Here is a 25,623-nt window from a genome sequence, read left to right on the forward strand (position 1 = left end):
CTATCCCTTGACTGCGCCTGAAGCAATGCCGCGGACAAACCAGCGGCCTGAAATAAAGTAAATGGCGAGCGGCACCATCGACGTGAGTATCGTCGCGGCCATGTTGACGTTGTAGAGACGCTCACCGGTCGTCGTGTTGATGATGTTGTTGAGCTGGACCGTCATCGGCAGGTTCTTCGTACCGGCAAACACGAGGCCGAGGATGAAGTCGTTCCAGATGCCCGTCACCTGCATGATCAGTGCGACGACGATGATCGGCGTCGACATCGGTAGCATCAGCTGGATGAAGATGCGCCAGAAACCGCCGCCGTCGATGCGCGCGGCCTTGAACAGTTCGAGCGGAATCGCGGCGTAGTAATTGCGGAACAGCAGCGTCATCACCGGCATGCCGAAGATCGTATGGATCACGATGATGCCCGGCAGCGAGCTGAACAGATGCACGCTCGCGAGCACCCGTACGAGCGGATAGATCATCACTTGCACAGGAATGAACGCGCCCATCAACAGCACCGCGAACAGCACACCGGCGCCGCGTGGCCGCCAGAACGACAGCGCATAACCGTTCACCGCGCCGATGAAGATCGACACGATCGTACTCGGCACGACGATGCGCACCGAGTTCCAGAAGCCGACGCGAATCCCGTTGCAATCGAGCCCGGTGCAGGCCGATTGCCATGCGACGCTCCACGGTTGCAGCGTGAAATGCGTCGGCAGTGCGAGCAGATTGCCGAGCCGGATCTCCTCCATCGGCTTCACCGACGTCACCAGCATCACGTACAGCGGCAGCAGGAAGAACAGCGCCGCCGTGAGCAGAAACGCGTACACGCCGACGCGTGCCGGCGTGAAACGCGAACGCCGCCGCGCCGCGGTGCGCGGCACGCTGGGTGTGGAAAGCGTGGTGCTCATCAGACGTCCTTGCGCAGCGCGACACGGCTGCGCGCGTAGAAGATCGGCGCGAGGATCGCGAGCACGGTAGCCAGCAACACGATCGATGCCGCCGACGCGAGCCCGATGTTCGCTCGGCCGAACAGATAATCCATGATGAACTTCGCGGGGACTTCGCTTGCGGTGCCTGGGCCGCCTTGTGTCATCGCGACGACCGCGTCATACAGCTTCACGACCATCACGAACAGCAGCACGAATGCGGTGGACATCGACGGTCCGAGCATCGGTATCACGATGCTCGCGTAGACGCGCCAGCGCGGAATACCGTCGATGCGCGCAGCCTTCCACAACTCGTCGTCGATGCCGCGCAGTCCCGCGAGCAGCAGCGCCATCACGAGGCCGGACGCCTGCCAGACCGTCGCGATGACGAGCGTGTAGATCACGAAGTCCTGATCGACGATCCAGTCGAAGCTCGCGTGCACGAAGCCGAGCCGGTGCAGCACCTGCTGCACGCCGAGTTCGGGATTGAGGATCCATTGCCAGACGAGCCCGGTCGCGACAAACGACATCGCATACGGATAGAGGAACACGGTGCGCAATGCGCCTTCGGCGACGACGCGCTGATCGATGAAGATCGCGAGCAGCAACCCGATCACCATGCACGCGACGATAAAGCACGCGCCGTACACGACGATGTTCTGCAGCGAGACGATCCAGCGATCGTTCTCGAACAGGCGCACGTACTGCGTCACCCCCGCGAAGCCACCCGACGGAAACGTGCGCGAGAAACTGAGCGAGACGCGCGCCGTCCACAGCATCGTGCCGAGATACGCGAACAGCACGGTCAACGCCATCGGCAGCAGTGCGACCCACGCGGCCCACGGCAGGCGCCGGCCGAGCGGCTTCGGGCCTCGCTGGATCGTCACGCTGCTCATGGCGCGCTCAGCCTCCGCTCTTCAGCGCGCTGGCGAATGCCTTCTGCGCGTCGTCGACGGATTCGTCCTTGTTCCAGAAGTTCGTGATCACGTCCGTCAGCGCGCCTTGCAGGTCAGGCGGAATCAACATCTCCGGATTCGGCAACTGACGCGACTTGTCCTTCATGATCGCGATGCCTTCCTTCGCGCAGATATCGAGGCTGCTCGCATCGACGTCCGGGCGGATCGGGATTGAGCCTTTCTTCGCGCTAAAGGCCACCTGTGCGGTCGGCGACGTCATCACCGTCGCGAGCAACTGTTGCGCCTTGATCGTGTTCGGGTTGTCGGACTTCGGGAATACGAACACGTCGCCCGCCACCATGTACGGCGAATGCGGACCGAAGCCCGGGAAGCAGCCGAAGTCCTTGCCCGCCACCTGGTGCGCCGCCGAGAACTCGCCCTTCGCCCAGTCGCCCATGATCTGCACGCCGGCCTTGCCCGAGATGACGAGCGCGGTGGCGTCGTTCCAGTTGCGCCCCGGTGAGCCCGGATCGACGTACGCGTGCAGTCGCTTGAAGGCGGTCAGCACGTTCTTGAACGCCGCCGACTTCACCGCGTTCACATCGCGGTCGCGATAGACCTTCAGATACAGATCGGTACCGCCGACGTCGGCAAACACCGCATCGAAGGTGATCTTCTCTTGCCAGGCCTGACCGCCGAGCGCGAGCGGAATCAGTCCGGCCGCCTTCAGCTTGTCGAGATCGGCGAGAAACTCGTCGTAGGTTTGCGGTTCGCGCGCGATGCCGGCCTTCTGGACCGCCGCCTTCGAGTAGAAGAACCAGCTCTGCATGTGGATGTCGACCGGCGCCGCGTAGAAATGGCCGTTCGCCTTGATGCTGTCGAGTATCGACTGCGGGAAGATCGCGTTCCAGTTTTCCTTTGCCGCAACCGAATCGAGGTTATTCAGCAGGCCCTGGTCGATCAGGTCGTGAAACTGCTTCGACGTGTTGAACTGGGCCGCGGTCGGCGCATCGCCACCGACGATGCGGTTGATCGCCGTCGCGCGCGCCTGATCGGCGCCGGCCACCGCGTTGTCGACCCACTGACCACCGGCCTTGTTGTAGGCATCGGCGAACTGGCGGATCGCCGCCGACTCTCCACCCGAGGTCCACCAGTGAATCACGTTGGCCTTCAGCGGTGCATCGGCCTGTGCGACGACGCCGTGCATCATGAGTGCAGCGACGATAGCCGTCACCGCGCCAGCGAATTTTCTTCTGCTGTTCATTCCGTCTCCTCCAGGCTTTGTGCCCGAATGTTCAGTCGAGATGCCAACCAGCTCCAACGAACTCAGCCGCGCGCACGGCGCTCGGCAAGAAACTTCGCGATCAGCTCGCCGCTGTGTTTGATCGTGCGCTGCTGCGTATCGTAGTCGACATGGACGACACCGAAACGCGGCGCGTAACCGTACGCCCACTCGAAGTTGTCCAGCAGCGACCACACGAAGTAACCGCGAATATCGACACCCGCCTTGATCGCCTCATCGACCGCGGCGAGGTGGCGCTTCAGGAACGTGATGCGCTGCGTGTCGTCGACACGGCCGTCGACCACCGCATCGTCTGACGCCATGCCGTTTTCCGTAATATAGACCGGCGGCAGATTGGCATACGTACGATTGAAGCCGATCAGCAGATCGCGCAAGCCGTCCGGATTCACTTCCCAACCGAGCTGCGTGCGCTCCACACCTTCCAGCGGCACCTCGGTGAAGCCGTGCGCACCATCGCTCTTGACGTTGGAACGGAAGTAATAGTTTGCGCCGAGAAAATCCATCGGCACCGAGATCGTCTCCATGTCACCTTCCAGCACGAGCGGTTCGGTGCCCGGCCACAACTCGAACAGGTCTTCGGGGTAGCTGCCCTTGAGCAGCGGATCGAGAATCCACGCGTTGTGCTGCACCTCGAACAGATGTGCGGCGCGCTGGTCGGCGGGTTGCGCCGAGTTCGCGGTGCCCCGGCCGAAGTTCGCGACGAGCCCCTTCTGCGAGCGCGGATCGTTGGCACGTAGCGCCTGCATCGACAGCCCGTGACCCAGCAACAGATGATGCATCGCCTGCGTCGCATAACGACCGTTCGTGCGGCCCGGCGCATGACGTCCTTCGGCATAGCCGAGATAGGCGGAGCACCACGGCTCGTTGAGCGTGGCCCATGAATCAACCTGACCCGCCAGTTCGCGGCTCATCAGGTCGGCGTAATCGGCGAGGCGGTATGCGGTGTCGCGATTGAGCCAGCCGCCGCGATCTTCGAGATGCTGCGGCAGGTCCCAGTGGTACAGCGTGACAAAGGTCTTGAGTCCCTTCTCCTTCAGCCTGCCGAGCAACCGCTTGTAGAAGTCGAGCCCCTTCGCGTTCGGCCGCCCTGCTTCGTCCATCACGCGCGGCCACGCGATCGAGAGACGGTACGCCTCGAAGTTCAGTTGTGTCAGCAGGTCGAGATCGCTTTCCCAACGATGGTAGTGATCGCAGGCGAATTCGCCAGTCTGGCCGCCGACTACCTTGCCCGGCGTCGCGGAGAACGTGTCCCAGATCGACGGCAGGCGGCCGTCCTCGTGAATCGCGCCTTCGATCTGATACGAGGCCGTTGCCGCGCCGAGCAGGAAGTCCTTGCGCCACAGCGACGAATCGGCGGGCGGGGTGAAGGCGTCGGGTTGGGACGTTGCCTTGCTGCTGGTCTGCGGATCGGTGGGGGTTGCGGTTGCGTCCTGTATCACGGGCTCTCCTGCGCGAAATCGTTGAACGGGTCACCGCACAGAACAGGATACGGGTGACGAAAGATGGCTGTGGAAGCGCTTCCACATGAACAGCGTACGATAGCAGTGGCGAATTCGCCGCTGCTATCGGGGTTTGTCTGGATAGGGGATGACGCGTGCGGAAGCACGCGCTGCAGGGACTGAAAGGATCTGTCAGACGAGCGTCAGAGCACCGTCAGATGGCGGACGAAACGCTGCTCAAGCGGGCGGTCTCTGTACGACCACGCCGTACCAGCCGAGCCCGCGGTAGCTCTCGTAACCGGGCGTCGCCGCGAACGAGACCGTGGTGCGCCCATCGGCCGCGCGATAGAAGCCGGTGCGATGGCCCTCGGTGACGAGGCGGAACTGTTCGTTGAGCCCATCCGCCTGATCCGAACTTGCGATGATGCGAAACGCGGAATCGACGATCATGCAGCGCGTACGCTGCCATTCCTCGTCGGTGAGCCGCACGCCCTTGACCACCGCGGAAGCCTGCGTCGCCCAGTCGAAGAAGATCACCAGTGCGCCGAGCGGTTGTCCGTTGACGGCGCCGTGTTCGCGGATCGCGGTGGCATAGGTCGCGACGTGCGCGTGCTTCAGCAGCGGCAACGCTTCGATGTCGCCAGCGACGAAGTCCGCGCCCGACGGCGTTTTCATCGCCTCCTTGAACCAGCGCGCATCGGCAATATTGTGGCCGGCCACCGAGTAGGTTTGCGGCCGGCCGTTCGCGACCACGGTGCCCGAGGCATCGACAATCCACAGGTCCAGATACACGGTGTAGCTGTCGAGTATCACTGACAGCCGCTGTGACGCGTGCTCGCGCTCCGGCCCACCGCCTACGGCGAGACAGTCGACCACGGCGGAATCGGTGGCCCACCAGCGCACGTCGCACGAGCGCTCGTACAGGTTGCGATCGACGATATCGATCATGTTCAGCGCGAGATCGGCGCAGCGCTGCCCTTCGTGCGAACGCAGCCGCTCGATCATGCTGTCGCCGAGGTCGGTCAGCTTCGATAGCGAGCCGGCCAGTTCCTTGTTGAGCACCGTGGTGATATCGGAGATGCGCGCCGAGACATGCTTGACCTGATTGGCGACAACCGCGAAGCCCTTACCTGCATCGCCGGCGCGGGCCGCTTCGATCAGCGCGTTGAGCGCGAGAAAGGTGGTCTCGCGATTGATGTCGTTGATGTCGGAGATTTTTCCGGTGGCCAGCTTCTTGACCTGATGAGTGAGTTCGACGATTTCTTGCGGATTCGACATGGCGCGGCCCCGAGTGGATAACTGGTTGTTTTCCAGGGACGCAGCAAGTATCAGGCCGAGCGCGCGCCGGCATCGCGTGATGCATCGCACGTGACGCAAACGTTTTGCCTGTGTGTTGCGCGGGTTCTCTCAACCGCGCGAGCCGCGATGGATGGCGCGCTGTAGCACCACCGCTGTGCAGGTCTGCGCGATAAAGGTGATGCCGCCGCCGCGCGCCTGGATGACCGAATCTGCGCCACCACTCCGTTTTTTGATACCGTTCGTCAATCCTTGCCTTTGTTCAGGTCGTTCCCATGTCGCAACCCAGACCGCCTAACCGCGTCTTTCCTACGGGCGCCCCAGGCATCCAGACCCTGACGACGGTGATCATCAGCGTTGTCGTCGTGTGCGGGCTGTATTTCGGCCGCGCCGTGCTGGTGCCGATCACGCTCGCGGTGTTGCTGAGCTTTCTGCTCGCGCCGCTCGTCGGCGGGTTGCGGCGGCTGCGCATCGGGCAGGTTCCATCGATCGTCGTCGCCGTCGTCATCGCACTCGTCACGCTGCTCGCCGTCAGCACACTGATCGCCGCGCAGTTTGCGCAGCTCGCAACCGATCTGCCGCAGTACCAGGTCGCGATCGAGGCCAAGATCGAGACCGTGCAGGAGAAGACCATCGGGCGCGCCGACGCACTGCTGAGCCGCGCGTCCACCGCGCTGCAAGGGGTGATGCCGAAGGCACGTCCGCAACACGGTGGCCGCGCACAACGCCCGACCGCCGCTGCGCCGATGCCCGTCGAGGTGCACGAACCGGTACCGTCGCCGCTCGAATTGACGCGTCGCGTGTTCTCGCCGGTGGTCGGGCCGCTCGAAACGATGTTCATCGTGATCGTGGTGACCATCTTCATCCTGTTTCAGCGCGAGGATCTGCGCGACCGGCTGATCCGGCTGTTCGGTTCGAGTGACCTGCACCGCACGACGACCGCGCTCAACGACGCGGCCAAACGGTTGAGCCGCTATTTCGTCGCGCAGCTCGGCGTGAATCTCGGCACCGGTGCGGTGATCTCGACCGGCCTCGCGATCATCGGTGTGCCGGGTGCGTTGCTGTTCGGCGTGCTCACCGCGCTGCTGCGCTTCGTGCCGTATATCGGCACATGGATCGCGGCGATCCTCGCGACGGTGCTCGCCGCCGCGATCCAGCCGCAATGGACGATGGGCGTGCTGACGCTCGTGCTGTTCGTGGTGGTCGACATCGTCGCGGGGCAGATCGTCGAGCCGCTGCTGTATGGCCATAGCTCGGGGCTGTCGCCGCTCGCCGTGGTCGTCGCGGCGATTTTCTGGAGCTGGCTGTGGGGGCCCATCGGCCTCGTGCTGTCGACGCCGCTCACACTGTGTCTCGTCACGCTTGGGCGCTATGCGGACCGTCTCAAGTTCATCGCGGTGCTGCTCGGCGACCAGCCCGCGCTCACGCCTGCGCAGACTTTTTATCAGCGGTTGCTCGCCGACGATCCCCAGGAAGCCATCGATCAGGCCGTCCGTCTGCTGCGCGACCTGCCGCTGATCGACTACTACGACAATGTCGCGCGCGAAGGTCTGAGGCTCGCGCGCACCGATACGCTGCGTGGCGTGTTTTCGCCCGAGCAGCTCGTGCGGATGAACGAATCGCTGCTCGATATCGTCGAGAGCCTCGAGGATATCGATGGAGCACCGGACGAACGTCTGAAGCACGAGATTGCGGGCGCGGTGGAATCGGCTGGACCGGCGCCTGACGCCCATGCCGATAGTTCACACGAGCGCGAGCCCGATCTGGCGGCACTGATCGCGCCGGCTCGCGGCACGCGGGTGCTCTGCATCGCGGGTCGCGGCGCATTCGACGATGCCGCCGTCGCGATCGCCATGCAGTTGCTCACCCGCTTCGGGCTCGCGCCGGCCGCCGCCACCTACGAGCAGTTCCGCAAGCACCACGCCGATACGAATGCCACCGGCGATGCGACGATCGTCTGCGTGCTCACACTCGATGCGGCGGAAGCGCCGCTCTATCTGCAGAACCTGCTGCGCCGTGTGCAGGAACGCGCGCCTGCGGCGACGTTGATCGTCGGGGTAGGTGGGCCGGGAGAGAGTGTGGCGGGCGCGAGTGCCGATAGCGACGCGCGCAGTGCCGCGACGTTCCGCGATCTGGTGGGACTGTGTCTGCTCGCGGGTGGGGTGGCGGCGCAGCCGTAAGTGGGGCTCCACAAGCGAGCCGCAATCGATGCGCTTACCTTGTCGCGAATCACGCAACAAGGCACGATATGGCTCCCACCGCACCCTCTTCTCAGGAGACCTCCCGTGAACGCCTCAACCGCCATTGCCGCCATTCTCGCCGCGCTGATGCTCGGCGCGATGAGCCCGGGTCCCAGTTTCATCGTCGTTGCCCGTAACGCAATCGGTGTGTCGCGGCGCGACGGGCTGGCGAGTGCTATCGGCATGGGCCTCGGCGGCGTGTGTTTCGCCGGGGTCGCGCTGGTCGGGCTGTACACGCTGCTGGAAGCGGTCGGCTGGCTGTATGCGGGGCTGAAAATCGCGGGCGGGTTGTATCTCGTGTATATCGCGCTGAAGATCTGGCGCGGGGCAGCAGCGCCGTTCGTCTTCGACCGCACCGAGGCCGGCGCACGCGGCAATCTGCGCAAGTCGCTGTGGCTCGGCTTGAGCACGCAACTGAGCAACCCGAAGACATCGATCTACTACGGCAGCATCTTCGCAGCGCTGCTGCCGCAACATCCGCCGATGTGGTGTTACTTCGTGTTGCCGCCCGCGGTCTTCTGTATCGAGGCGGGCTGGTACACGATCGTCGCGCTGGGCTTCTCGAGCCGGCGTCCACGCGAGCTGTATCTGAACTCGAAAGCGTGGGTGGACCGGATCGCAGCGACGGCGATCGCCGCACTCGGTCTGCGTTTGGTGTTCACCGCTTTTAGGCGCGGCATTTAATGCAATCGTGTTGCGCGTGGCCTGCGTGGTGTTCGGTGCCTGTTCACGCGCCTTCCTTGATTGTGCAGAACGCTGCGGTTTCATAAGGCAGCGTAACCACATCCTTACCGGCAAGTTCCGGCTCCGCCGCGATCAGCGCACGCACTTCGGCATCGATCTGCGCGCGTGCTGCTTCAGGAAGCGCGGCGATAAAGCTGGTCGAGCGCACGCGTGCCACGATCACATCCTCGGGCGACCCGGTGTGACCGATCGAGAAATGCGCTTCCTGCAGCGGGCTGAAACCCGCAAACGGAAACACGCTGCGCCACGCACCGGTGTAATAGCGCGGCGTGTCGCCTTCGGCACGATTGACGATGCGATCGAGCTGCGCCACCCAACCCACGCGCGCATCGCGCAGATTCCACACCAGCCCCAGGCGCCCACCCGGTTTCAACACGCGATGAATCTCGGCGAGCGCCTCACGGGTCGCGAACCAGTGGAACGACTGTGCGCACACCACGGCATCCACCGATGCGTCGTCGAGCGGAATCGCCGCAGCGGTACCGGCCAGCGCCTGGACCTGCGGCAATGCCGCCGATAACTTGTCGCGCATCTGCTCGACGGGCTCGACGGCGATCACGTTTGCGCCGGTTTCCAGCAGGCGCGGCGTGAACTTGCCAGTGCCCGCGCCGAGATCGACGACGGTGCGGCCCGCTGCGAGACCGAGCGTTTCGCGCAGCCAGCCGGCGACGGCCGGCGGATAGTCGGGACGACCGCGCACATAGTTGTCGGCGGTCGTGGTGTAGCCCTGGGCGGCGTGATGAACGTCGTGGTTCGATGATGTCATGAGGTGTTCCTGTTCCTGCCTGATAGATACCTGAGGAATGCCTGAGGGATGCTGGACACGGCGACGTGTCCGTACAGCGGAAACGGCCACCAGCATAACCATGCGTGACCTGTTTTACCATGCGTGCTTCGGACCGCCCCGATGCCCTGACGGTATATCGACCGTAGGCTATCCGCCTGACAACGCTAAAGGAAGCCACCTCATGATTCGCCGATCTTCTCTTCGCGCGCTCGTACGTCCGATGTTCGCCGGTGTGTTCACGATCGCGGCGCTGCACGCAGTGGCTGCACCCGCGCCCGCAGCCGATGCGTTCACGCTATCGTCACCGGGTCTCCCCGATGGCGCAACGCTCGATTCGCGTCATGCGTCGAGCGCCAACCAGTGCGGCGGCGAGAATGTTTCGCCCGCGCTGCAATGGCAGCACATCCCCGCAGGCACGCGCAGTTTTGCGATCACGATCTACGACCCGGACGGAGCGAAGGGGCTCGGTGTCATTCATTGGGTGCAGTACGGGATTCCGGCTGCAGTGAATTCGCTCGATGAGGGACACCCCGCGCCGGAAGGTAGCGTCGGTGGTACGAATCGCACGGGGCATTCGGGCTACTACGGTCCGTGCCCGCCGGTTGGGGAGATTGCGCATCACTACGTCGTGCAGGCGTATGCACTCGATCTCGCGCCCGATGCATTGCCTGCCGGACTCACGCGCGACGGATTGCAGGCGGCGCTGAAAGACCATGTCCTTGCGGCGACGAGTATCGTGTTGCGCTACGGGCGGTAACTGCGACGCGCAGTAAGACACGAAACGCGCAGGCGATCAATCGCCCGCGTGTCGCACGAGTCGCACGCAGCGACTCGCATAACTGAGGCCACCTTCCGGCGTTGCGCATCGCAGCCTGCCGATACGCAACGCAAGGTGGTTATACACCCGCGCCTAGTTAGACACGTACGCGACATACGGGCCCGAACCACCGCCCGTCGATGTCTTCCCCGCGATCCCCTGATAGACGTTCCGGCCATAGAAGAACGACATGCCCAGATCGAGACCGGTCGACGCGGTCCCCGCAAGATTGTTGAACGCGTAGTTACCCGTGTTAAACAACGAGTCCGAGTTCGCGACGTTGAATTGCACGGTCGCCGACGTCGAATTCGCAGCAGTCAGTACCGCGCTCATGGCTACCGTACTCGGCGGACTGTAGAACGTGCCGGCACTGTTCTGCTGCAGCGAACTGTTGAAGAAGATACCGTTCGAACCCGAATCGAAGAACGCACCCGATGGACCTGCCGGATAGGACGTGCCGTTGAAGGAGACAGCCATGTTGCCGTTCCCGTCCGTGGGCAGGATCGTCGCCCCCGTGCCGGCCAGCGCATTGTTCGACTGCGTATCGATGCCGAAAACGAGCGTACCCGTCGCGCTACCCGCACCCGTATCGGGCACCTGGGCGAACTGGATGATCACACCGTTGTTGTCGTTCGGAAACTGCACAACAGGGTTCATGATGATCTGTGTGTTCGTGGGCGTCACCTGAGTACAGCTCGTCCCGGAACACGCGAAGTACGTGGCCACGCCGGCATCGCTCTGCGCAGCGCCGACGCCGAGAATGCCGTTGGCCCCGAGAACGGTAGGTGTGTTGATAGAGGTGCCGTTCGCGCAACTACGCGGCATCGACGCGGCGAGCGTCGGATCCTGAATCACCTGGATCGGCAGGTTCGAAGCGATTTCTCCGGACATCTTGATGTCGGCGGCAAGCACCGTACCCCAGGTGTCGCCCGAACCGAAGCTTGTGCATTCGGCCATCGGCTGCGAAGTGCCATTGACGTTCGGCAGACTCGAAAGCGGCGTGCTGCTCGGAATCGCCGAAGCGAAGAGTCGCAGCCCGTAGGACCCCGTGTCGAGCAGCACGTTAGGAACCGTCGAACAGTTCGACGATGCATTGCTGCCCGCCGCACAGATCGTCACGCTCACCATCGGATAATTCCGCACATTGCCGCCCGCCGATGAGACCGCGACCGATACTGAATTCGCCGCATTGGACGAGCCCGAGCCCGTGTTCGAATTGCCAGAAGACGAGTTGTTATTACTCCCGCCGCCACCGCCGCACGCCGCGAGTCCTGCACACAGTCCCGCTACCGCGGCCAGCCAGACAATCTTGCGCATCATGTTTCCCCCGATCACTGGATGTCGTTAGCGCTCACGCCGGCCGGCAGCGCCGGCGGCAGCCAGGCGCGCCCGGCGAACGCGCCCATGTGTCCGCCGCTCTGGACCACGAGGTCCGAGCGCTGCACGCTCGCCGCACCGAAACCGGTGCCTCGCGTGGCCCGCGTTTCGTTCAGGGATTGCACGTAACCGGGGAAGTAGGTACCGAGCAACGTGGCGAGTCCCGGAATCTGCGGCCCTTGCCAGGCGATCGCGAACACACTGCCGTTCGAGCCGACGTATTCGCGCACGACGGTACCGCCTGTCAGCGTGGTCGTATTGACCGTGTAGGCCGTCGTTGCGTTCGCGCTCAGGCGACGCACGGCAAGTGTGCCGGAGGTGCTCGACGTACCCGACGTTGAAGCCGCTGCGCTCGAGGTCGCAGTGCCGGCTGGCCACGTGGGCGCGCCGCCAAGTTCGGCATGGGCAGGCAGCGCAGCAATCGCGGCCGCGAATGCCATCGCACTGCAAACGATGCGAAGGTTCATGTCTTCTCCAGACGTTCTCAATTGAATGCCGATTGAATCCCGACTAACCGGTAGAGCTGTCCTGCCCGCGATTACGCGCACATCGGTACGCGCAATTATCAGTGCGCCGAACGCCGACTTCAAACCGTGTATCCGATATTTTTATTACGAAATCATTACGCGACGTCGAAAAGACGACACGAGCGACGCTACGCGCGCATTCAAGCTGTCGATTCCATGCCAATCGAATGCCATTGAGTTTACGACGGAGCTTAGGAACCCCAAAGAGGGAATTCATTTCCTTCAGTTACCAAATGTAAGTCGAGAAAAGATTTCTTTGGAAAGCGACGGATTGCGGATAGCGCTGCGTATAAACGAAGCACAGCCCCCAACCCGGCAGGTCGATATCCGATTCCGCATACATCGCATATCGACGCGCCTGGGTACCTCGACCATGCAATCGGCCCATACCAAGTACCAAGCTATGAAAATACGCCCTCAGCAGTCGCAGCAAACGCGTGTCCGGATCTCTGCGCTCCTCGCCATCCTCGTTGCAACGTGCAGTCTCGCAGCATGCGGCAGCGGCGGCGATGGTGACGACGACTCATCGCCTCCGCCGGTCAACCCCAACGCCCCATCGATCAGTGTCTATGCAGGGCAACCGGATAACCCTGGCTCGACCACCGGTGCGATCGCCTCTGCCCTGTTCGACACACCGACGGGTCTCATCGTGGACAACACCGGCAAATTGTTTGTGGCCGACAACGGCAACTTCACGGTGAGCGAGATTACCAATGGCGTCGTCACGACACTTGCGGGCACAGCCGGTGCGAACGGTTCCGCGGATGGCCTCGGCGCGGCTGCACAGTTCGGCGGCCCGGAAGAACTGGCCGTCGATGCAACCGACAACGTCTACGTCACCGACGATGTCGCCGGTTCCGATTTTCTGGCCGTACGCAAGATCACAGCGTCGGGTCAGGTCACGACCGTGACCAACCCGGCAACCGGACAGGCGCTGTTGACAGACGGTAGTGCAGGCATCGCCGTCGACCAGCAGTCCAATGCCTATGTGTTCACGACGGACACCAGTACCGGTGCAAATGTGCTCACGCAGATCACGCCGTCGGGAGCGATCAACGTCATTCAACTGGTCAACTCGTCGGGCACGCCGGTTGGTCTCATCGATCCTCAGGACATGACGGTCGACAGCAGCAACCATCTTTACATTGCCGACGACGATATCAATGCGAACGCTGGCGTGCTCTATCAGGTCGCGCTGAATGGCACGACCGGTGTGGTGACGGCGCTCGCCGGGTCGACCGCGACATCGGGCGCGACGGACGGTCCGGGCACGGCCGCGACGTTCAACGGGCTCGGTAATCTCACCACCGATTCCTCAGGGAACGTCTACGCGAACGACGTGAACAACGGCACGATTCGCGAGATTTCTCCGGCGGGGATCGTCACTACGGTTGCAGGTATCGCCGGGCAGTTTGGCCTGAACCTGGGACAGCTGCCGCGGCCGTTACCGACGATCGACGCTCTCGCAATCGTGGGGCAGACGCTCTATACGACCGCACCGAATCACAGCGTGGTGCTGCAGATTGCGCCGCTGCCTTAAGTTTGAGGAACTGACATGCGAGTGCTAAGAACGTTGTTGCTGGTTAGCGTGATCGGTAGTGCTTTCGCGATGGTAAGCGGATGCACGGTGAGCCCTGTGACGGGACTCGTTTGTCCGCCGGGTACGCATCCGGGTCCTTATGGACATCGCTGTTTCGCAGACTAGATTTGCTGAAGGCCTTGTTGCAGCCCCTGCGCAAGCGCAAGCGTACCGAGCGACCTTCTCTTACCCAGCCCGAACATTCGTAACAAAGTTTTTTCTCACGACGGATCGCTGGTTGCAGGACGTTGAAGATCATGTGGACACCTTGATCAGCGTCGTCCGCATCCAACGTCCGTTAGGAGAAACGATCTTGAAACCGAAACACCTGTTACTGCTTTCCTGCGCCGGCGCGGTTGCGCTGTGTGCATCGACCAGTTCTTTTGCGTGGGTCCGCGTAGGCGTCGCGGTTGGCGTCCCCGTTGCACCGGTGGTGGTCGCGCCCGCCGTCATCGCCGTGCCGCCTCCGCCGCCCCCTGTCGTCATCGCGCCGCCGGTCGTCGTAGGCGGACCCGTGATCGCGGTCGGATGGTATGGCGGTCGCTACTGGGACGGACATCGCTACTGGGATCGTGGCGGCTGGTATGCCGCTCATCCGGGCTGGGGCGGCGGTTGGGGCCCGGGCTGGCACGCTGGCTGGAGACGCACTGGCTGGCATCGCTGGTAAGCCGGCGCGTATGCGCTCCGCCAGTGGACGCCATCTGTTCTCGCAGGTGCGAGCCTGCAGATTTTCCGACGATGCAAAGCATGTGACAGCGACGGATTTTTGATTACCGATTGTTTAATGGGCTGTCACATGCAATGTCGACGATTACCCGTGGAAGTATTGAAATGAAAACAAGAACCCTGCTTGCCGCGCTGACCGCTGCGGTTGCGATCGCGAGCCTGAGCGGCTGCGTGGTCGTTCCCGCGCAGCCTGGATATGCGCCCTACTGGCACCCGGCGCACTATGACGTGTACGGTTACTACCATCCCGGACACTGGTAAACAACATCATGCCCCCTGAATCGAACGTGACGAATCGTCTGCCGCGCGCCCTTGTCTGGTTGATCGGGGCCGCAGCGGCGTCGGTGATCGTGCTGTGTCTGGCCGGTACGTACACGTTGCTGGTTCTACCTGGGATGCTTACGCACTCCGCTTCGTCGCAGGCGCCTGCGCCCGCATCGGCAACGATGTCCGGTGCGGCACCCGATCTGACGAACATGCCACCGCTGCCTGCATCCGCATCGGTGCCTGCATCCGTCACTTCGACTGCGACCTTGAGTTCATCTTCGTCTCCGCCTGTGCGTACCAAACCCGTGAGCCGGACGCCCGTACAACGGCACGCTCAACACGTTGTCAGTCACCATCGAAAGCCCGCGGTCCGGACTGTCGGTCCGACCGTGAAGCGGACCGCACCGAAGGCACCCAACGCCCTCTGGTCGCCCGCTTACATCGACGATGACGGCTACTGGCATCCTGGTTACTGGACCACGCCGGATGGAAACGAAGTGCAGCCTTAACCCGTAGCCCACTCCCTGTGAGAGAGAGCGCTTCTAAAATGGCAACCCGGATACTTGTTGTCGATAGAGATGTCGAACTATGCAAATCGCTGGGCGATTTTCTGGAACGCCACGACATCGAGGTCAGCACGCTACCGAGTGCGGGCTTGCTCGAGCGCTGCCTGGAACACAGCACGCCCGATCTCGTGCTGCTCGATCACATGCAACCCGGTGGCGACGGACTGACGGCACTGGGCAATCTGAGAGCGTCGGGCAACGAGATTCCTGTGATCATGCTGGCCGCATCGGCCGACGATGTCGATCGCATCATCGGTCTCGAGATGGGCGCCGACGACTACATCGGCAAGCCGCTCAATCTGCGCGAACTGCTCGCGCGCATCCGGGCCGTGCTACGGCGAGCGAGTGCGGCGCGGCCCGTGAGTGCCTTGCACGAATCGTGGCGCGTGGCGTTCGGCCCCTTCACGCTCGATATCCGTTCACGTATGGTTCATCACGACGAACAGCCGATCATGCTGTCCGACCGGGAGTTCGAGTTGCTGAGAATTTTCGTCAACCAGCCGATGCGTCTGTTCAAACGTGAACAGCTCGCCGCGTTGCTGTTCGGGCCGAACGACGAGCGCATGGCGAGAGGGCTGGATGTTCTGGTGTGGCGGCTGCGTCAGATGATCGAAGTGCGCCCTTCCACGCCCAAGCTGATCCAGACGGTTCGCGGCCACGGGTACATCTTCGTGCCGGGCGGCGAGCAGTTTGCCCCGAGGCCGCGTGAGGTCGTCGCTGGAGTGATCGCTGGGGTGGTCGAAGAGCAACGCGCACCATAACGCACGCACAGTATCAATCGATCAACCGAGCAGCGAACCGCACACCCGCACAACCGCACGCGAGATCTCGCCGCGCACCACCGCCCCACGCAGCGTATCGATATCGCCATGCACCCAGCGGTCGCTTTCGAGCGCCGCAGGCACATGCGCGCGCACGGCATCCCACGCGGCCCGTGTGCCCTGCCCCACCGGATAACCCGTGAGATCGCGCTCGATGAGATCGAGTGCCTGGCAGGCAAGCATCATCTCCGCGGCGACGATGGTCTGCGTGTTCTCGACGACCGTGCGCGTACGTCGCGCTGCGTAACACGAGTTGCTGATGTGATCTTCGGTGTTGCCTTTGGCTGGCAGGCTCGTCGCACTCGAAGGAGAACAGAGTCCCATGTTCTCGAGCACCAGCCCCGTGCCCATGCTTTGCACAACCGAGTAGCCGGAGTTCACACCGGGCTGCGTCGCGATCAACCCCGCCGGAATGCCGAAGTTGCATGCGGGGTCGACGAGCCGCGCACTGCGCCGGTCGCAGATCGCGCCGAGATCGGTCACCGCCAGCGCGAGCAGATCCATCGCTTGCGCAACGTATTGGCCATGAAAGTGGCCGCCTGAGATGACGTGATAGCTGCTGTCGGATTCGGAGAAAATCAGCGGGTTATCGGTAGCGCTGTTGATCTCCGTTTGCAGAATGCCATCGACGTAATCGAGCGCATCGAGCACCGGGCCATGCACTTGCGGCGCGCAACGCAGCGAGTACACGTCCTGGATGCGCGGTGCGAGCGGTGGCATGTGCGGTGTGCCCGCGTCGGCGGGGTCGAGGCCCGGGGTGCCCCACAACTGCACCTGGCGAGACGATTCGGTGCAGCGCAGGCTACCGTCTACTACGCGACGCAGCGCCAGCGCAACGCGGAGCTGGCCCTTGTGCGGACGCGCCAGCATCACGCGCTCGTCGAAGCACGACAGTTCGCCGCGCAATGCTTCAAGTGACAACGCCAGCGAAACCGTCGCGTCGTCGAGCAGCGCACGCGCATCGTGTGCGGCGAGTACCGCGTAAGCCAGCGAAGCAGTCGACCCGTTGATCAGCGCGGACGCATCTTTGGCGAGCACATCGAAGGTGGGCGGCAGGCCCGCGAGCGTGAACGCATCCGCAGCGGACATGATCTGCGAACGAAACTCCACGCGACTCTGCGGCAAGCCCATCATTGCGCCGCTCATCAGTGCGAGCGGTGCGAGATCGCCGCTCGCGCCGACACTGCCCTTCGCCGACACGACCGGTGTGATGCCGTGATTGAGCATCGCCATCAAGCGGTCGAGTACCTCGATCCGGACACCCGAATAATTGCGCGCGAACGCATTGACGCGCAGCGCCATCATCGCGCGCACCACTTCGTTCGGCATCGGCTCGCCTGTGCCAGCCGAATGCGCGAAGATCAGGTTCCGTTGAAACTCCGCTATCGATGCAACGCCGATGCGCCTGTTCTTCAATGCGCCGACACCCGTGTTGAAGCCGTACATCAGGGGCGCATCGTCGGTTAGCCAGTGCTCGTCGATGTAGTGACGGGTTGCTTCGAGCTGCGCACGCGCATCGTCGTGTAGCGCGACATGGGCACCGTGCCGCGCGATCGCCACGATGTCCGCGGCGCGCACATTCGCGCCATCCAGTACCACTTGCTGCGAAGCATTGCCTGTCATGGAACCGCCCTTTCGATAAATGACTCAACGTGCGCTGCGAGCGTCGGTTTTTGTCGGACTCTGCCGCACCGATCGCGCCTGAATGCAGCGAGGCGTCAGCTTATCGCAGCGTGGCTGCGCGGTACCGGTACGGTGATGCACGCGATCCGCCGATACAGATTCGTTCGCGCACGAAATCAACGCGTGATCTCGTCGAAGACATCGAGCTATTGCGACTCGCCACCAGCAGTCTGAAACACATCGCGCAACCACTGCACGAACGCCCGCACCCGCGACGATAGCTGCCGGTTGTGCGGATACAGCACGGAGACCGGCATCGGCGGCGGCGGACAATCGGCGAGCACGACAACGAGCCGGCCATCGCGCAGTTCGTCCGCAATCCGGTAGCGCGGAACCTGCACGAGCCCGAGCCCCGCTACCGCCGACCCGGTATAAAGGTCCGCGCCCGTCACCGCGATCACGCCGTTCATCACGACGTCCACGACACGCCCGTCGACCACGAATTCGAGCGGTACGTTCTTGCCCGTACCGCTCGACACATAGTTCACCGCGCGGTGCGCAGTCAGCGCCGCCAGCTCCATCGGCTCGCCAAAGCGCGCGAGATACGCGGGGCTCGCCACCGTCACCTGCTCCATCTGCGCGACACGTACCGCGACCATCGACGAATCCTGCAGATACCCCGCCCGCAACACGCAATCGACGCCCTCACGCACCAGGTCGACCAGCCGGTCGTCCTCGCCGACCTGCAGCTCGATCTGCGGAAAGCGCTCGAGAAACGCCGGCAGTGCCGGCACGACGAAATGCCGCGCGAGCGTGCCCTGCAGGTTCACCCGCAGCAGCCCTTTCGGCTCGACATTGCGAAACGATCCTTCGGCTTCCTCGAGGTCGGCGATCAGCCGGATACAGCGGCGGTAATACGCCTCACCATCGGGCGTGAGGCGCACCGTGCGCGTCGTGCGTTCGAGCAGCCGCGTGCCGAGCCGCTGCTCCATGCGCTTGAGCAGGTTGGTCACGGTGGCGCGGGGGATCTGCAGGTCGTCGGCGGCCTGGGTGAAGCTCTGGCGGTCGGCGATCCGCACGAATGCCTGCATTTCCTGGAAACGGTCCATCGGGGTGACTCACGCGTATTGTTAAAGCGAATGGAATGATAATAACAAAATTTACCCGATTATCTAATCATCGATAAGCACGATGATTCGTTCACTCACCACCCACTTGAGAGGAAACGAATCATGAACACGTCCACCCAACCCCGCGTTGCCATCGTGACCGGCGCCTCGCGCGGCATCGGCGCTGCCGTGGCGCAGCGTCTCGCCGCCGACGGTTTCGCCGTCGTCGTCAACTACGCCGCCGGTGCCGCGAGCGCCGAAGCGCTGGTCGAACAGTTGCGCGCTTCGGGCGCCCAGGCGATCGCCGTGCGGGCCGATGTCTCGCGCAGCGACGACGTGCGCCGCCTGTTCGACACCGCCGAAGCTCAACTCGGCAAGGTCGATGTGCTCGTCAACAACGCGGGCGTTCTGAAGACGCTGCCGCTCGCCGACACCAGCGACGCGCTCTACGACCAGACTTTCGACATCAACGTGCGCGGCACTTTCAACACGCTGCGCGAAGCGGCGGCGCGTCTCGCCGACGGCGGCCGGATCATCAATTTTTCCAGCACGACGCTGGCGCTGAATCTGCCGGGTTACGCGGTCTACAACGCGACGAAAGCAGCCGTCGAAGCGTTCACGCACGTCTTCGCGAAGGAACTACGCGGCCGCAACATCACCGTGAATGCGGTGGCGCCGGGTCCGATCGCGACGTCGCTGTTTCTCGACGGCAAGACCGAGGCGCAGATCGAAACGTTCGCGAAGATGCCGCCATTGCAACGGCTCGGCCAGCCGGACGACATCGCGTCGGTGGTCGCGTTCCTCGCCGGTCCCGACGCGGGCTGGGTGAATGGCCAGATCCTGCGCGCGAATGGCGGCATTGCCTGAGCGCGGTCCGCACAGCACCGACTACCGGCGAACCTCGCCGAACTCATCAAACGCACAAGGAGCATCACCATGCAATCCGTCATTCTGGTTACCGGTGCAGGCACCGGCATCGGCAAACTGAGCGCACAGGCGCTCGCCGAAGCAGGTCATACCGTCTATGCAACGATGCGCGACATCGAAGGCCGCAACCGCGCACGCGCCGACGAACTGCGCACGCTCGCGGCACAACGCAACATCGCTTTGTACCCCCTTGAACTCGACGTGCTGTCACAAGCTTCCGCCGATGCCGCGGCCGCCGCAATCGTGCACGCCCAGGGACGCATCGACGTCGTGATGCAGAACGCCGGCCACCTCGTCACCGGTCCGACCGAGGCATTCACGCCCGAAGAAATCGTCAAGGTGTTCGACACCAACGTGCTCGGCGCGCAGCGTGTGAACCGCGCAGTGCTGCCGTACCTGCGCACCCAGGAAGCCGGACTGATGTTGTGGATCAGCAGCACGACGACCAAGGGCGGCTTCCCGCCGTTCATGGGACCGTACGGTGCGGCAAAAGCAGCGATGGATTCGCTGGCCGTCACGCTCGCCTACGAACTGGTGCGCTTCGGGATCGAAACGTCGATCGTCGTGCCGGGTGCCTTCACACAGGGCACCGACCATTTCCCAAGCGCCGGCAAACCCGCCGATGCCGACACCGTTGCGGCGTACTCGCGCTATGACGGCGTGATGGACCGCATCGGCGAACGCCTGAGCGCACTCACACCGCCCCACGCCGACCCGCGCGCGGTGGCCGACGAGATCGTACGCATCGTCGGTCTGCCCGCGGGCACGCGACCGATGCGTTCGCTGATCGACTTCGTCGGCGACGGCGCCACCGAGGTGTTCGAGGTATCGGAGCGCGTGCGGATCGAGTTCGCGAAGCGCATCGGTATGGGCGATCTGCTTGAAGCCCGCGTGCAGCGCTAAACACGCAACCAGCAGGTCCGCTGCGATAACGGAGATTGCCGGGGCGTTTCGACCTCGCTATGCTGACGAAATCGCCGCCGGAAGCGCCCGCGCTGTTCACGGACTGCTTCCGGTTTCGTTTTCATTCAGTCCGTTTGTCGTGCAAGGAGCTTTCGGCAATGTTCAACACCGGTCTTTTCCTGACAGCCGCGGGCGTGGGCCTCGCGATAGCCGCGCCGGTCGGTGCGATGGGTATGTTGTGCATCCGGCGCACGCTGACCGACGGGCCGCGCACAGGGCTCGCAATCGGCTTCGGCATCGCGAGCGGCGACGCGTGTTATGGGCTGATCGCGGCGCTGGGACTCGTCGGCGTGTCGCATTTCATTCTCACGCACGACCGCATGCTGCATCTGGGCGCCGGGCTGTTCCTGCTGTACCTCGGCTTGCGCGCGGTCTTCCAGAAAGCATCCAGCGAACCGGATGGCGGCGGCAACGGAGAGGCCATCGACACGAAGATCGGCCACGCCGGCACGCTGCGCGCGTATGGCGGCGCGCTCCTGCTGACGCTGACCAACCCGCAGACCATCATCATGTTCGCCGCGCTGTTCGCGACGCTGGCGCCGCGCGGTCCGTTCTCGGCCGGCGCGGCGTTGACGACTGTCGCGGGTGTGTTCTGCGGTTCGATTGCGTGGTGGTGCGTGCTCGTGACGGCGGTATCGCTTGCGCGACATGCGCTCGGGAGCCGGGTGCGGTTGTTGATCGATCGCCTCGTCGGCCTCGGGCTCGCGGCGTTCGGTGCGATTGAGATTCGCCGCGCGCTGTGACTGCTTGAGGAAGCAGCGCAGCCGCCGCGGAACCGCAGTGACCGGCACGCAAACGCACGCCCAAGCACCCCAAAGCACGCAGCGCCCGGTTTTGCGACAATAGCGGACTTTCGCCGCGCCACCGGGCGCACGTTCGCCTGAACGAACGCGCCGCCCCGGACATCGCACTTCGCAACCTGCATCCGACGACCGTCCGCGGTCTGCTCAATGGCCTTTCCCCACATCGAACTGCTCTACTCCCTCTCCGGGCTGGGCGTCGGATTCCTGGTCGGGCTGACGGGCGTCGGCGGCGGCTCGCTGATGACACCGATCCTCGTGCTGCTGTTCGGCATCCACCCGGCCACCGCGGTCGGCACCGATCTGCTATACGCCGCCGCGACGAAAGCGACGGGCACGCTCGTGCATGGACTGAAAGGCACCGTGGACTGGCAGATCACGACGCGCCTCGCGGCCGGCAGCGTGCCCGCCACGACGATTACGCTGATCGTGCTGCATCGCTATGGCATGGACACGCCGGGCGCCAGCCGGCTGATCCAGGTCGTACTCGGCGCGGCGCTGCTGCTCACTTCGGTGGCGCTGGTGTTCCGGCCGCAGCTCGCGGCGCTGGCCGCCAAGCGCGGCCGTGCGCCGAGCCAGGGCCGCACGCTGGGCCTGACCGTGCTGACCGGTGCGGTGCTCGGCGTGCTGGTGTCGCTGACTTCGGTGGGAGCCGGCGCGATCGGCGTGACGGTGCTGTTGCTGCTGTATCCGACACTGCCGACCACGCGCATCGTCGGCTCCGATATTGCGCATGCGGTGCCGCTTACGTTGCTCGCGGGCGCCGGGCACTGGCTGCTCGGTTCAATCGACTGGTCGATGCTGTTGTCGCTGCTGGTCGGCTCGCTGCCGGGGATCGCGGTGGGCAGCCTGCTGTCGTCGCGGGCGCCGGATGCGTTGTTGCGCAATATTCTTGCAGCAACGCTGACGCTGGTCGGGGTGCGGCTCGTGCTGGCGTAATACCTGAAATCTGAAGCCGCACCACCTACTTGAAGAACCGGCAGTTCAGATCGGTCTCGAACTGCCTGACCCAGTGACCCGCTTCGTCGGCGAAATACGACTGCGCCCAGCCGCCGCGACGGATCGTCACGAGCGGACGATGCGCCGCATCGTCCGGGTCGGCGCCTGCGGTCACCTCGAAATGCGCGGGCGCAAATCCGTGCCGCGCGCAGACCAGTTCAAATGCCGCCCGTGCGCCGATCGGCAGGTCGGTGTAGCGCTCAAGTGCCCTTTCCATGACGTCCGCTCCCATTGCACGTTCACACAGTACGCCGGAAGCTGCGTAATTTGTGTGTCATTCGCCACGTGCGGAAATCGCGGACGTTTAACCATCCGCGACGCATCGACGGGAGCGTGCGCGCCATAGAAAACGGGCCCCGGTGAAGCACCGGAGCCCGTCATGGGTTCAGCCTGTTGGCCCGCATCGCCCGCGCGCTGCGCGGGCCGACACCGGCGAATGCTGCACGCTTACTGCTGCACCACCGACAGCTTGTTCGATACCGACGTCACGCCAGCCACGCCTTGCGCCGCAGCGCCGGCCTTGTCGATCTGGCCTTGATCGGGCACCGAGCCGGTCAGCGTGACAGCGCCGCCACGTGCACGCACGGAGATGTTCGACACATCGACGCCTTGCGCCTTGCTGATCGCAGCGCGCACCTTGCGGCCCAGCTGGCGGTCAGCCTTCTTGACGGTTTTGGCACTCGTCGTTGCGGCGGCCGGTGCCGTCGATGCGTCAGCACCACTTGCCTGCGCATACACGTTGCACGCCACCACAACGGCTACTACACCACCCAACGCCTTCAGAAAATCGACCGATTTCATGATTTCTCCTTTTGTACTTCGGTTTGGACCGCATCTACCCAGCGGCTTCGTTACGACTACCGGCGGCCCGGACGCGCGGCGCCTGCAAGGCGCGGCGGCGACGGCCGACTATGGCTGCGACACGGTGTGCGAGAGGCGAGAGGCTGCGGCTGCGCAGACCCGATACGGATGCGTCAGCCGACATGCCGCGCGGACCTGCGACGCGCCCGGTTCTGCTGGTTCCTTGCCGGGTCGCGCCGCGAACCTTCAATCGCGGCAGCGATGCACAATTTAATCTAGCCGCGCGAGAAGCGCAAAGGGTTTAGTGACCGGGTTTGCCCGCCACAGCCGTGGATCTCACCATCTGGTGCACCGCATCGTGGGTGTCGTGGGGCGGTGAAAATGCGCTTATTGACCGATGGTCCGCTCGCGCCCGTTCACCATTTGTTACTCGTTTGTGACATCGGGGCGCCCCGGCCGAACCGCTGCGCGAGGTAATCTCATGTACCATCGGCGCGAACATGCGCAGCAGCGCCGGGCGCCCGCGCCACACGCCTTTTAAGCGCCCGCTGCTCGTTGCCAGGACGTCATCGTTACCTATCCAATGAAACCTTCAAAAGGTCCCGACTCCGCTCCCAGGGCTTCGCGCAAGCCCCGTCTCGTCGCCCGCTTCGTGGCGATTTCCTGGCGCGATCTGGCTGTCTCGTTTGGTCCCATCCTGCTGATCAGCCTCGTGGCAATCTGGTTCGCCTTCCGGCTGATCCAGCCCGCGCCGCCCGATACCCTGACCATTAGCGCCGGCCCGCGCGGCAGCACGTTCTGGGTTGCCGCCGAGAAGTACAAGACGATCCTTGCGCGCAATCGCGTGACGCTCGTCGTGCTGACCTCCGAAGGCTCACTCGATAACCTCAAGCGGCTAACCGATCCCAACGTCGACACCGACGTCGGCTTCGTCCAGGACGGCATCTCGCCCGCCGCATCGCGCAGCGGGCTGGTGTCGCTCGGTAGCGTGGCCTACGTGCCGCTGGCCATTTTCTATCGCGGCCCGACTGTCGCGCGGCTCTCCGAGTTCAAGGGCAAGCGCCTCGCCATCGGCGCCGAAGGCAGCGGTACGCGCGAACTGGCGCTCGCCTTGCTGAAGGCAAACGGCATCACGCCGGATACGGGTCCCACGACGCTGCTGCCGTTGTCCGGCGACGAAGCGGCCCAGGCGCTGACCTCCGGCAAGATCGACGCTGCGTTCCTGACCGGCGATTCGGCACAGCCGCCGGTGATGGGCAAGCTGTACCGCACGCCCGGCATCCAGTTCTACAACTTCACGCAGGCCGACGCGTACACGCGGCGCTTTCCCTACCTGACCACGGTCGATCTGCCGCCGGGCGCGTTCGATCTCGGCAAGAACCTGCCGTCCGCGACGATCCATATGGTCGCGCCCACCGCCGAACTGGTCGCGCGCGACTCGCTGCATCCCGCGCTGTCGGACCTGCTGATCGAAGCCGCACGCGAGGTCCACGGCAAGGCGAGCGTGCTGTCGCGGGCGGGCGAATTTCCCGCGCCGCTCACCCACGATTTCCCGATCAGCGACGACGCCGCGCGCTATTACAAGTCGGGCAAGAGCTTCCTTTATCGCGTGCTGCCGTTCTGGCTCGCGAGCCTCGCGGATCGTCTGCTCGTCGTGCTGGTGCCGGTCGTCGTCGTGCTGATTCCGGGCTTGCGGCTCGTGCCGTCGCTGTATGCATGGCGGGTGAAATCGCGTATCTACCGCTGGTATGGGGCGCTGATTGCCATCGAGCGTGGCGCGCTCAGCGAGACCTCGGCGGCCGAGCGCGAAGCGCTGCTCGAAAAACTCGACTCGATTGAGGAATCGGTGAATGGGCTGAAGATGCCGCTCGCTTATGCCGACCAGTTTTACGTGCTGCGCGAACACATTGGCTTTGTGCGGACGCGGCTCTCGCGTGTACCACGTGATAGCGGCGATACCGGTGACGTCAGCGATACGGCCGGGCCGTCGGGGCCGTCCGATGCCGGTCGTGGGGCCGATAACGCGAACCCAGCGGCGCCGACGCGATCCGCCTGAATCCGGCGCGTGGATCTGGCGTATGGATCTGCCGTA

At 63.8% G+C, this 25,623-nt stretch carries 25 protein-coding genes; 13 read left to right on the forward strand and 12 right to left on the reverse strand.

The features are described from left to right. From BWP39_RS13240 to BWP39_RS13260, 5 genes are all read right to left on the reverse strand, one after another. A complete protein-coding gene (locus BWP39_RS13240) occupies window positions 1-906 on the reverse strand; it encodes a carbohydrate ABC transporter permease (RefSeq protein WP_096720817.1) in 906 nt (301 codons plus the stop codon). Next, on the reverse strand, window positions 906-1,820 hold the full coding sequence (locus BWP39_RS13245) for a carbohydrate ABC transporter permease (protein WP_096720819.1): 915 nt from the start codon (window positions 1,818-1,820) through the stop codon (window positions 906-908). The genes BWP39_RS13240 and BWP39_RS13245 overlap by 1 nt, the downstream gene beginning before the upstream one ends. A 7-nt stretch (window positions 1,821-1,827) precedes the next feature. After that, complete coding sequence (locus tag BWP39_RS13250) at window positions 1,828-3,084, reverse strand: ABC transporter substrate-binding protein (protein ID WP_096720821.1); 1,257 nt, start codon at window positions 3,082-3,084, stop codon at window positions 1,828-1,830. A gap of 62 nt (window positions 3,085-3,146) precedes the next feature. Continuing rightward, complete coding sequence (locus BWP39_RS13255; protein WP_407944792.1) at window positions 3,147-4,562, reverse strand: GH1 family beta-glucosidase; 1,416 nt, start codon at window positions 4,560-4,562, stop codon at window positions 3,147-3,149. A 237-nt stretch (window positions 4,563-4,799) separates the two neighbouring features. Further along, the gene (locus tag BWP39_RS13260; RefSeq protein ID WP_096720823.1) at window positions 4,800-5,840 is read right to left on the reverse strand and encodes a methyl-accepting chemotaxis protein; all 1,041 of its coding nucleotides are present in this window, start codon (window positions 5,838-5,840) and stop codon (window positions 4,800-4,802) included. Window positions 5,841-6,133: 293 nt separating this feature from the next. On the opposite strand from BWP39_RS13260, the gene BWP39_RS13265 reads away from it, so the two are divergent. After that, window positions 6,134-8,038 (forward strand): AI-2E family transporter, encoded by a 1,905-nt coding sequence (locus BWP39_RS13265; RefSeq protein ID WP_096720825.1) that lies wholly within the window; start codon window positions 6,134-6,136, stop codon window positions 8,036-8,038. Window positions 8,039-8,143: 105 nt separating this feature from the next. Continuing rightward, complete coding sequence (locus BWP39_RS13270) at window positions 8,144-8,782, forward strand: LysE family translocator (protein ID WP_096720827.1); 639 nt, start codon at window positions 8,144-8,146, stop codon at window positions 8,780-8,782. A gap of 43 nt (window positions 8,783-8,825) precedes the next feature. On the opposite strand, the gene BWP39_RS13275 is transcribed toward BWP39_RS13270, so the two are convergent. Next, complete coding sequence (locus BWP39_RS13275; RefSeq protein ID WP_096720829.1) at window positions 8,826-9,608, reverse strand: class I SAM-dependent methyltransferase; 783 nt, start codon at window positions 9,606-9,608, stop codon at window positions 8,826-8,828. A gap of 241 nt (window positions 9,609-9,849) precedes the next feature. Here BWP39_RS13275 and BWP39_RS13280 point away from each other — a divergent pair, with 241 nt between their 5' ends. Further along, a complete protein-coding gene (locus BWP39_RS13280; RefSeq protein WP_235851445.1) occupies window positions 9,850-10,386 on the forward strand; it encodes a YbhB/YbcL family Raf kinase inhibitor-like protein in 537 nt (178 codons plus the stop codon). Window positions 10,387-10,539: 153 nt separating this feature from the next. Here BWP39_RS13280 and BWP39_RS13285 read toward each other — a convergent pair whose 3' ends face one another. Both BWP39_RS13285 and BWP39_RS13290 read right to left on the reverse strand, forming a co-directional pair. Further along, window positions 10,540-11,766, reverse strand: coding sequence for a DUF3443 family protein (locus tag BWP39_RS13285; RefSeq protein ID WP_207556795.1), 1,227 nt, complete (start codon window positions 11,764-11,766; stop codon window positions 10,540-10,542). A gap of 11 nt (window positions 11,767-11,777) precedes the next feature. After that, window positions 11,778-12,290: a DUF2844 domain-containing protein gene (locus BWP39_RS13290; RefSeq protein ID WP_096720833.1), complete on the reverse strand. Its 513-nt coding sequence runs from the start codon at window positions 12,288-12,290 to the stop codon at window positions 11,778-11,780. 463 nt (window positions 12,291-12,753) lie between these two features. Here BWP39_RS13290 and BWP39_RS13295 point away from each other — a divergent pair, with 463 nt between their 5' ends. From BWP39_RS13295 to BWP39_RS13310, 5 genes are all read left to right on the forward strand, one after another. Further along, window positions 12,754-13,890 carry an NHL repeat-containing protein gene (locus BWP39_RS13295; protein WP_096720835.1) on the forward strand — a complete coding sequence of 379 codons (1,137 nt, stop codon included), beginning with the start codon at window positions 12,754-12,756 and terminating at the stop codon, window positions 13,888-13,890. Window positions 13,891-14,242: 352 nt separating this feature from the next. Beyond that, the gene (locus BWP39_RS13300; protein ID WP_207556796.1) at window positions 14,243-14,596 is read left to right on the forward strand and encodes a hypothetical protein; all 354 of its coding nucleotides are present in this window, start codon (window positions 14,243-14,245) and stop codon (window positions 14,594-14,596) included. 164 nt (window positions 14,597-14,760) lie between these two features. After that, window positions 14,761-14,916 (forward strand): hypothetical protein, encoded by a 156-nt coding sequence (locus BWP39_RS31965; RefSeq protein WP_170043855.1) that lies wholly within the window; start codon window positions 14,761-14,763, stop codon window positions 14,914-14,916. A gap of 8 nt (window positions 14,917-14,924) precedes the next feature. Further along, window positions 14,925-15,431 carry a hypothetical protein gene (locus BWP39_RS13305; protein WP_133116869.1) on the forward strand — a complete coding sequence of 169 codons (507 nt, stop codon included), beginning with the start codon at window positions 14,925-14,927 and terminating at the stop codon, window positions 15,429-15,431. Between the two features lie 38 nt (window positions 15,432-15,469). Then, window positions 15,470-16,249, forward strand: coding sequence for a response regulator (locus BWP39_RS13310; protein ID WP_096720839.1), 780 nt, complete (start codon window positions 15,470-15,472; stop codon window positions 16,247-16,249). A 21-nt stretch (window positions 16,250-16,270) separates the two neighbouring features. Here BWP39_RS13310 and BWP39_RS13315 read toward each other — a convergent pair whose 3' ends face one another. Both BWP39_RS13315 and BWP39_RS13320 read right to left on the reverse strand, forming a co-directional pair. Continuing rightward, complete coding sequence (locus BWP39_RS13315; RefSeq protein WP_096720841.1) at window positions 16,271-17,932, reverse strand: HAL/PAL/TAL family ammonia-lyase; 1,662 nt, start codon at window positions 17,930-17,932, stop codon at window positions 16,271-16,273. Between the two features lie 206 nt (window positions 17,933-18,138). Continuing rightward, on the reverse strand, window positions 18,139-19,041 hold the full coding sequence (locus tag BWP39_RS13320; RefSeq protein ID WP_096720843.1) for a LysR family transcriptional regulator: 903 nt from the start codon (window positions 19,039-19,041) through the stop codon (window positions 18,139-18,141). A 123-nt stretch (window positions 19,042-19,164) separates the two neighbouring features. Here BWP39_RS13320 and BWP39_RS13325 point away from each other — a divergent pair, with 123 nt between their 5' ends. The 4 genes from BWP39_RS13325 (at window position 19,165) to BWP39_RS13340 (ending at window position 22,670) form a co-directional block, all read left to right on the forward strand. Further along, window positions 19,165-19,908 (forward strand): SDR family oxidoreductase, encoded by a 744-nt coding sequence (locus BWP39_RS13325; protein WP_096720845.1) that lies wholly within the window; start codon window positions 19,165-19,167, stop codon window positions 19,906-19,908. Window positions 19,909-19,977: 69 nt separating this feature from the next. Then, entirely contained in the window at window positions 19,978-20,871 is an 894-nt protein-coding gene (locus BWP39_RS13330; RefSeq protein WP_096720847.1) for an SDR family NAD(P)-dependent oxidoreductase, read from the forward strand. Between the two features lie 158 nt (window positions 20,872-21,029). Next, complete coding sequence (locus BWP39_RS13335; RefSeq protein ID WP_096722544.1) at window positions 21,030-21,674, forward strand: LysE family translocator; 645 nt, start codon at window positions 21,030-21,032, stop codon at window positions 21,672-21,674. 207 nt (window positions 21,675-21,881) lie between these two features. Then, complete coding sequence (locus BWP39_RS13340) at window positions 21,882-22,670, forward strand: sulfite exporter TauE/SafE family protein (protein WP_096720849.1); 789 nt, start codon at window positions 21,882-21,884, stop codon at window positions 22,668-22,670. Window positions 22,671-22,695: 25 nt separating this feature from the next. On the opposite strand, the gene BWP39_RS13345 is transcribed toward BWP39_RS13340, so the two are convergent. Continuing rightward, entirely contained in the window at window positions 22,696-22,947 is a 252-nt protein-coding gene (locus BWP39_RS13345; protein ID WP_096722546.1) for a hypothetical protein, read from the reverse strand. Window positions 22,948-23,177: 230 nt separating this feature from the next. Then, on the reverse strand, window positions 23,178-23,531 hold the full coding sequence (locus BWP39_RS13350; RefSeq protein WP_096720851.1) for a BON domain-containing protein: 354 nt from the start codon (window positions 23,529-23,531) through the stop codon (window positions 23,178-23,180). A 583-nt stretch (window positions 23,532-24,114) separates the two neighbouring features. Between BWP39_RS13350 and BWP39_RS13355 the strand changes: the two genes are divergently transcribed. Beyond that, the gene (locus BWP39_RS13355) at window positions 24,115-25,587 is read left to right on the forward strand and encodes a TAXI family TRAP transporter solute-binding subunit (protein WP_096720853.1); all 1,473 of its coding nucleotides are present in this window, start codon (window positions 24,115-24,117) and stop codon (window positions 25,585-25,587) included. Window positions 25,588-25,623: the final 36 nt, after the last annotated feature.

This window comes from Paraburkholderia acidicola, from assembly GCF_002362315.1.
Taxonomy (GTDB): domain Bacteria; phylum Pseudomonadota; class Gammaproteobacteria; order Burkholderiales; family Burkholderiaceae; genus Paraburkholderia; species Paraburkholderia acidicola.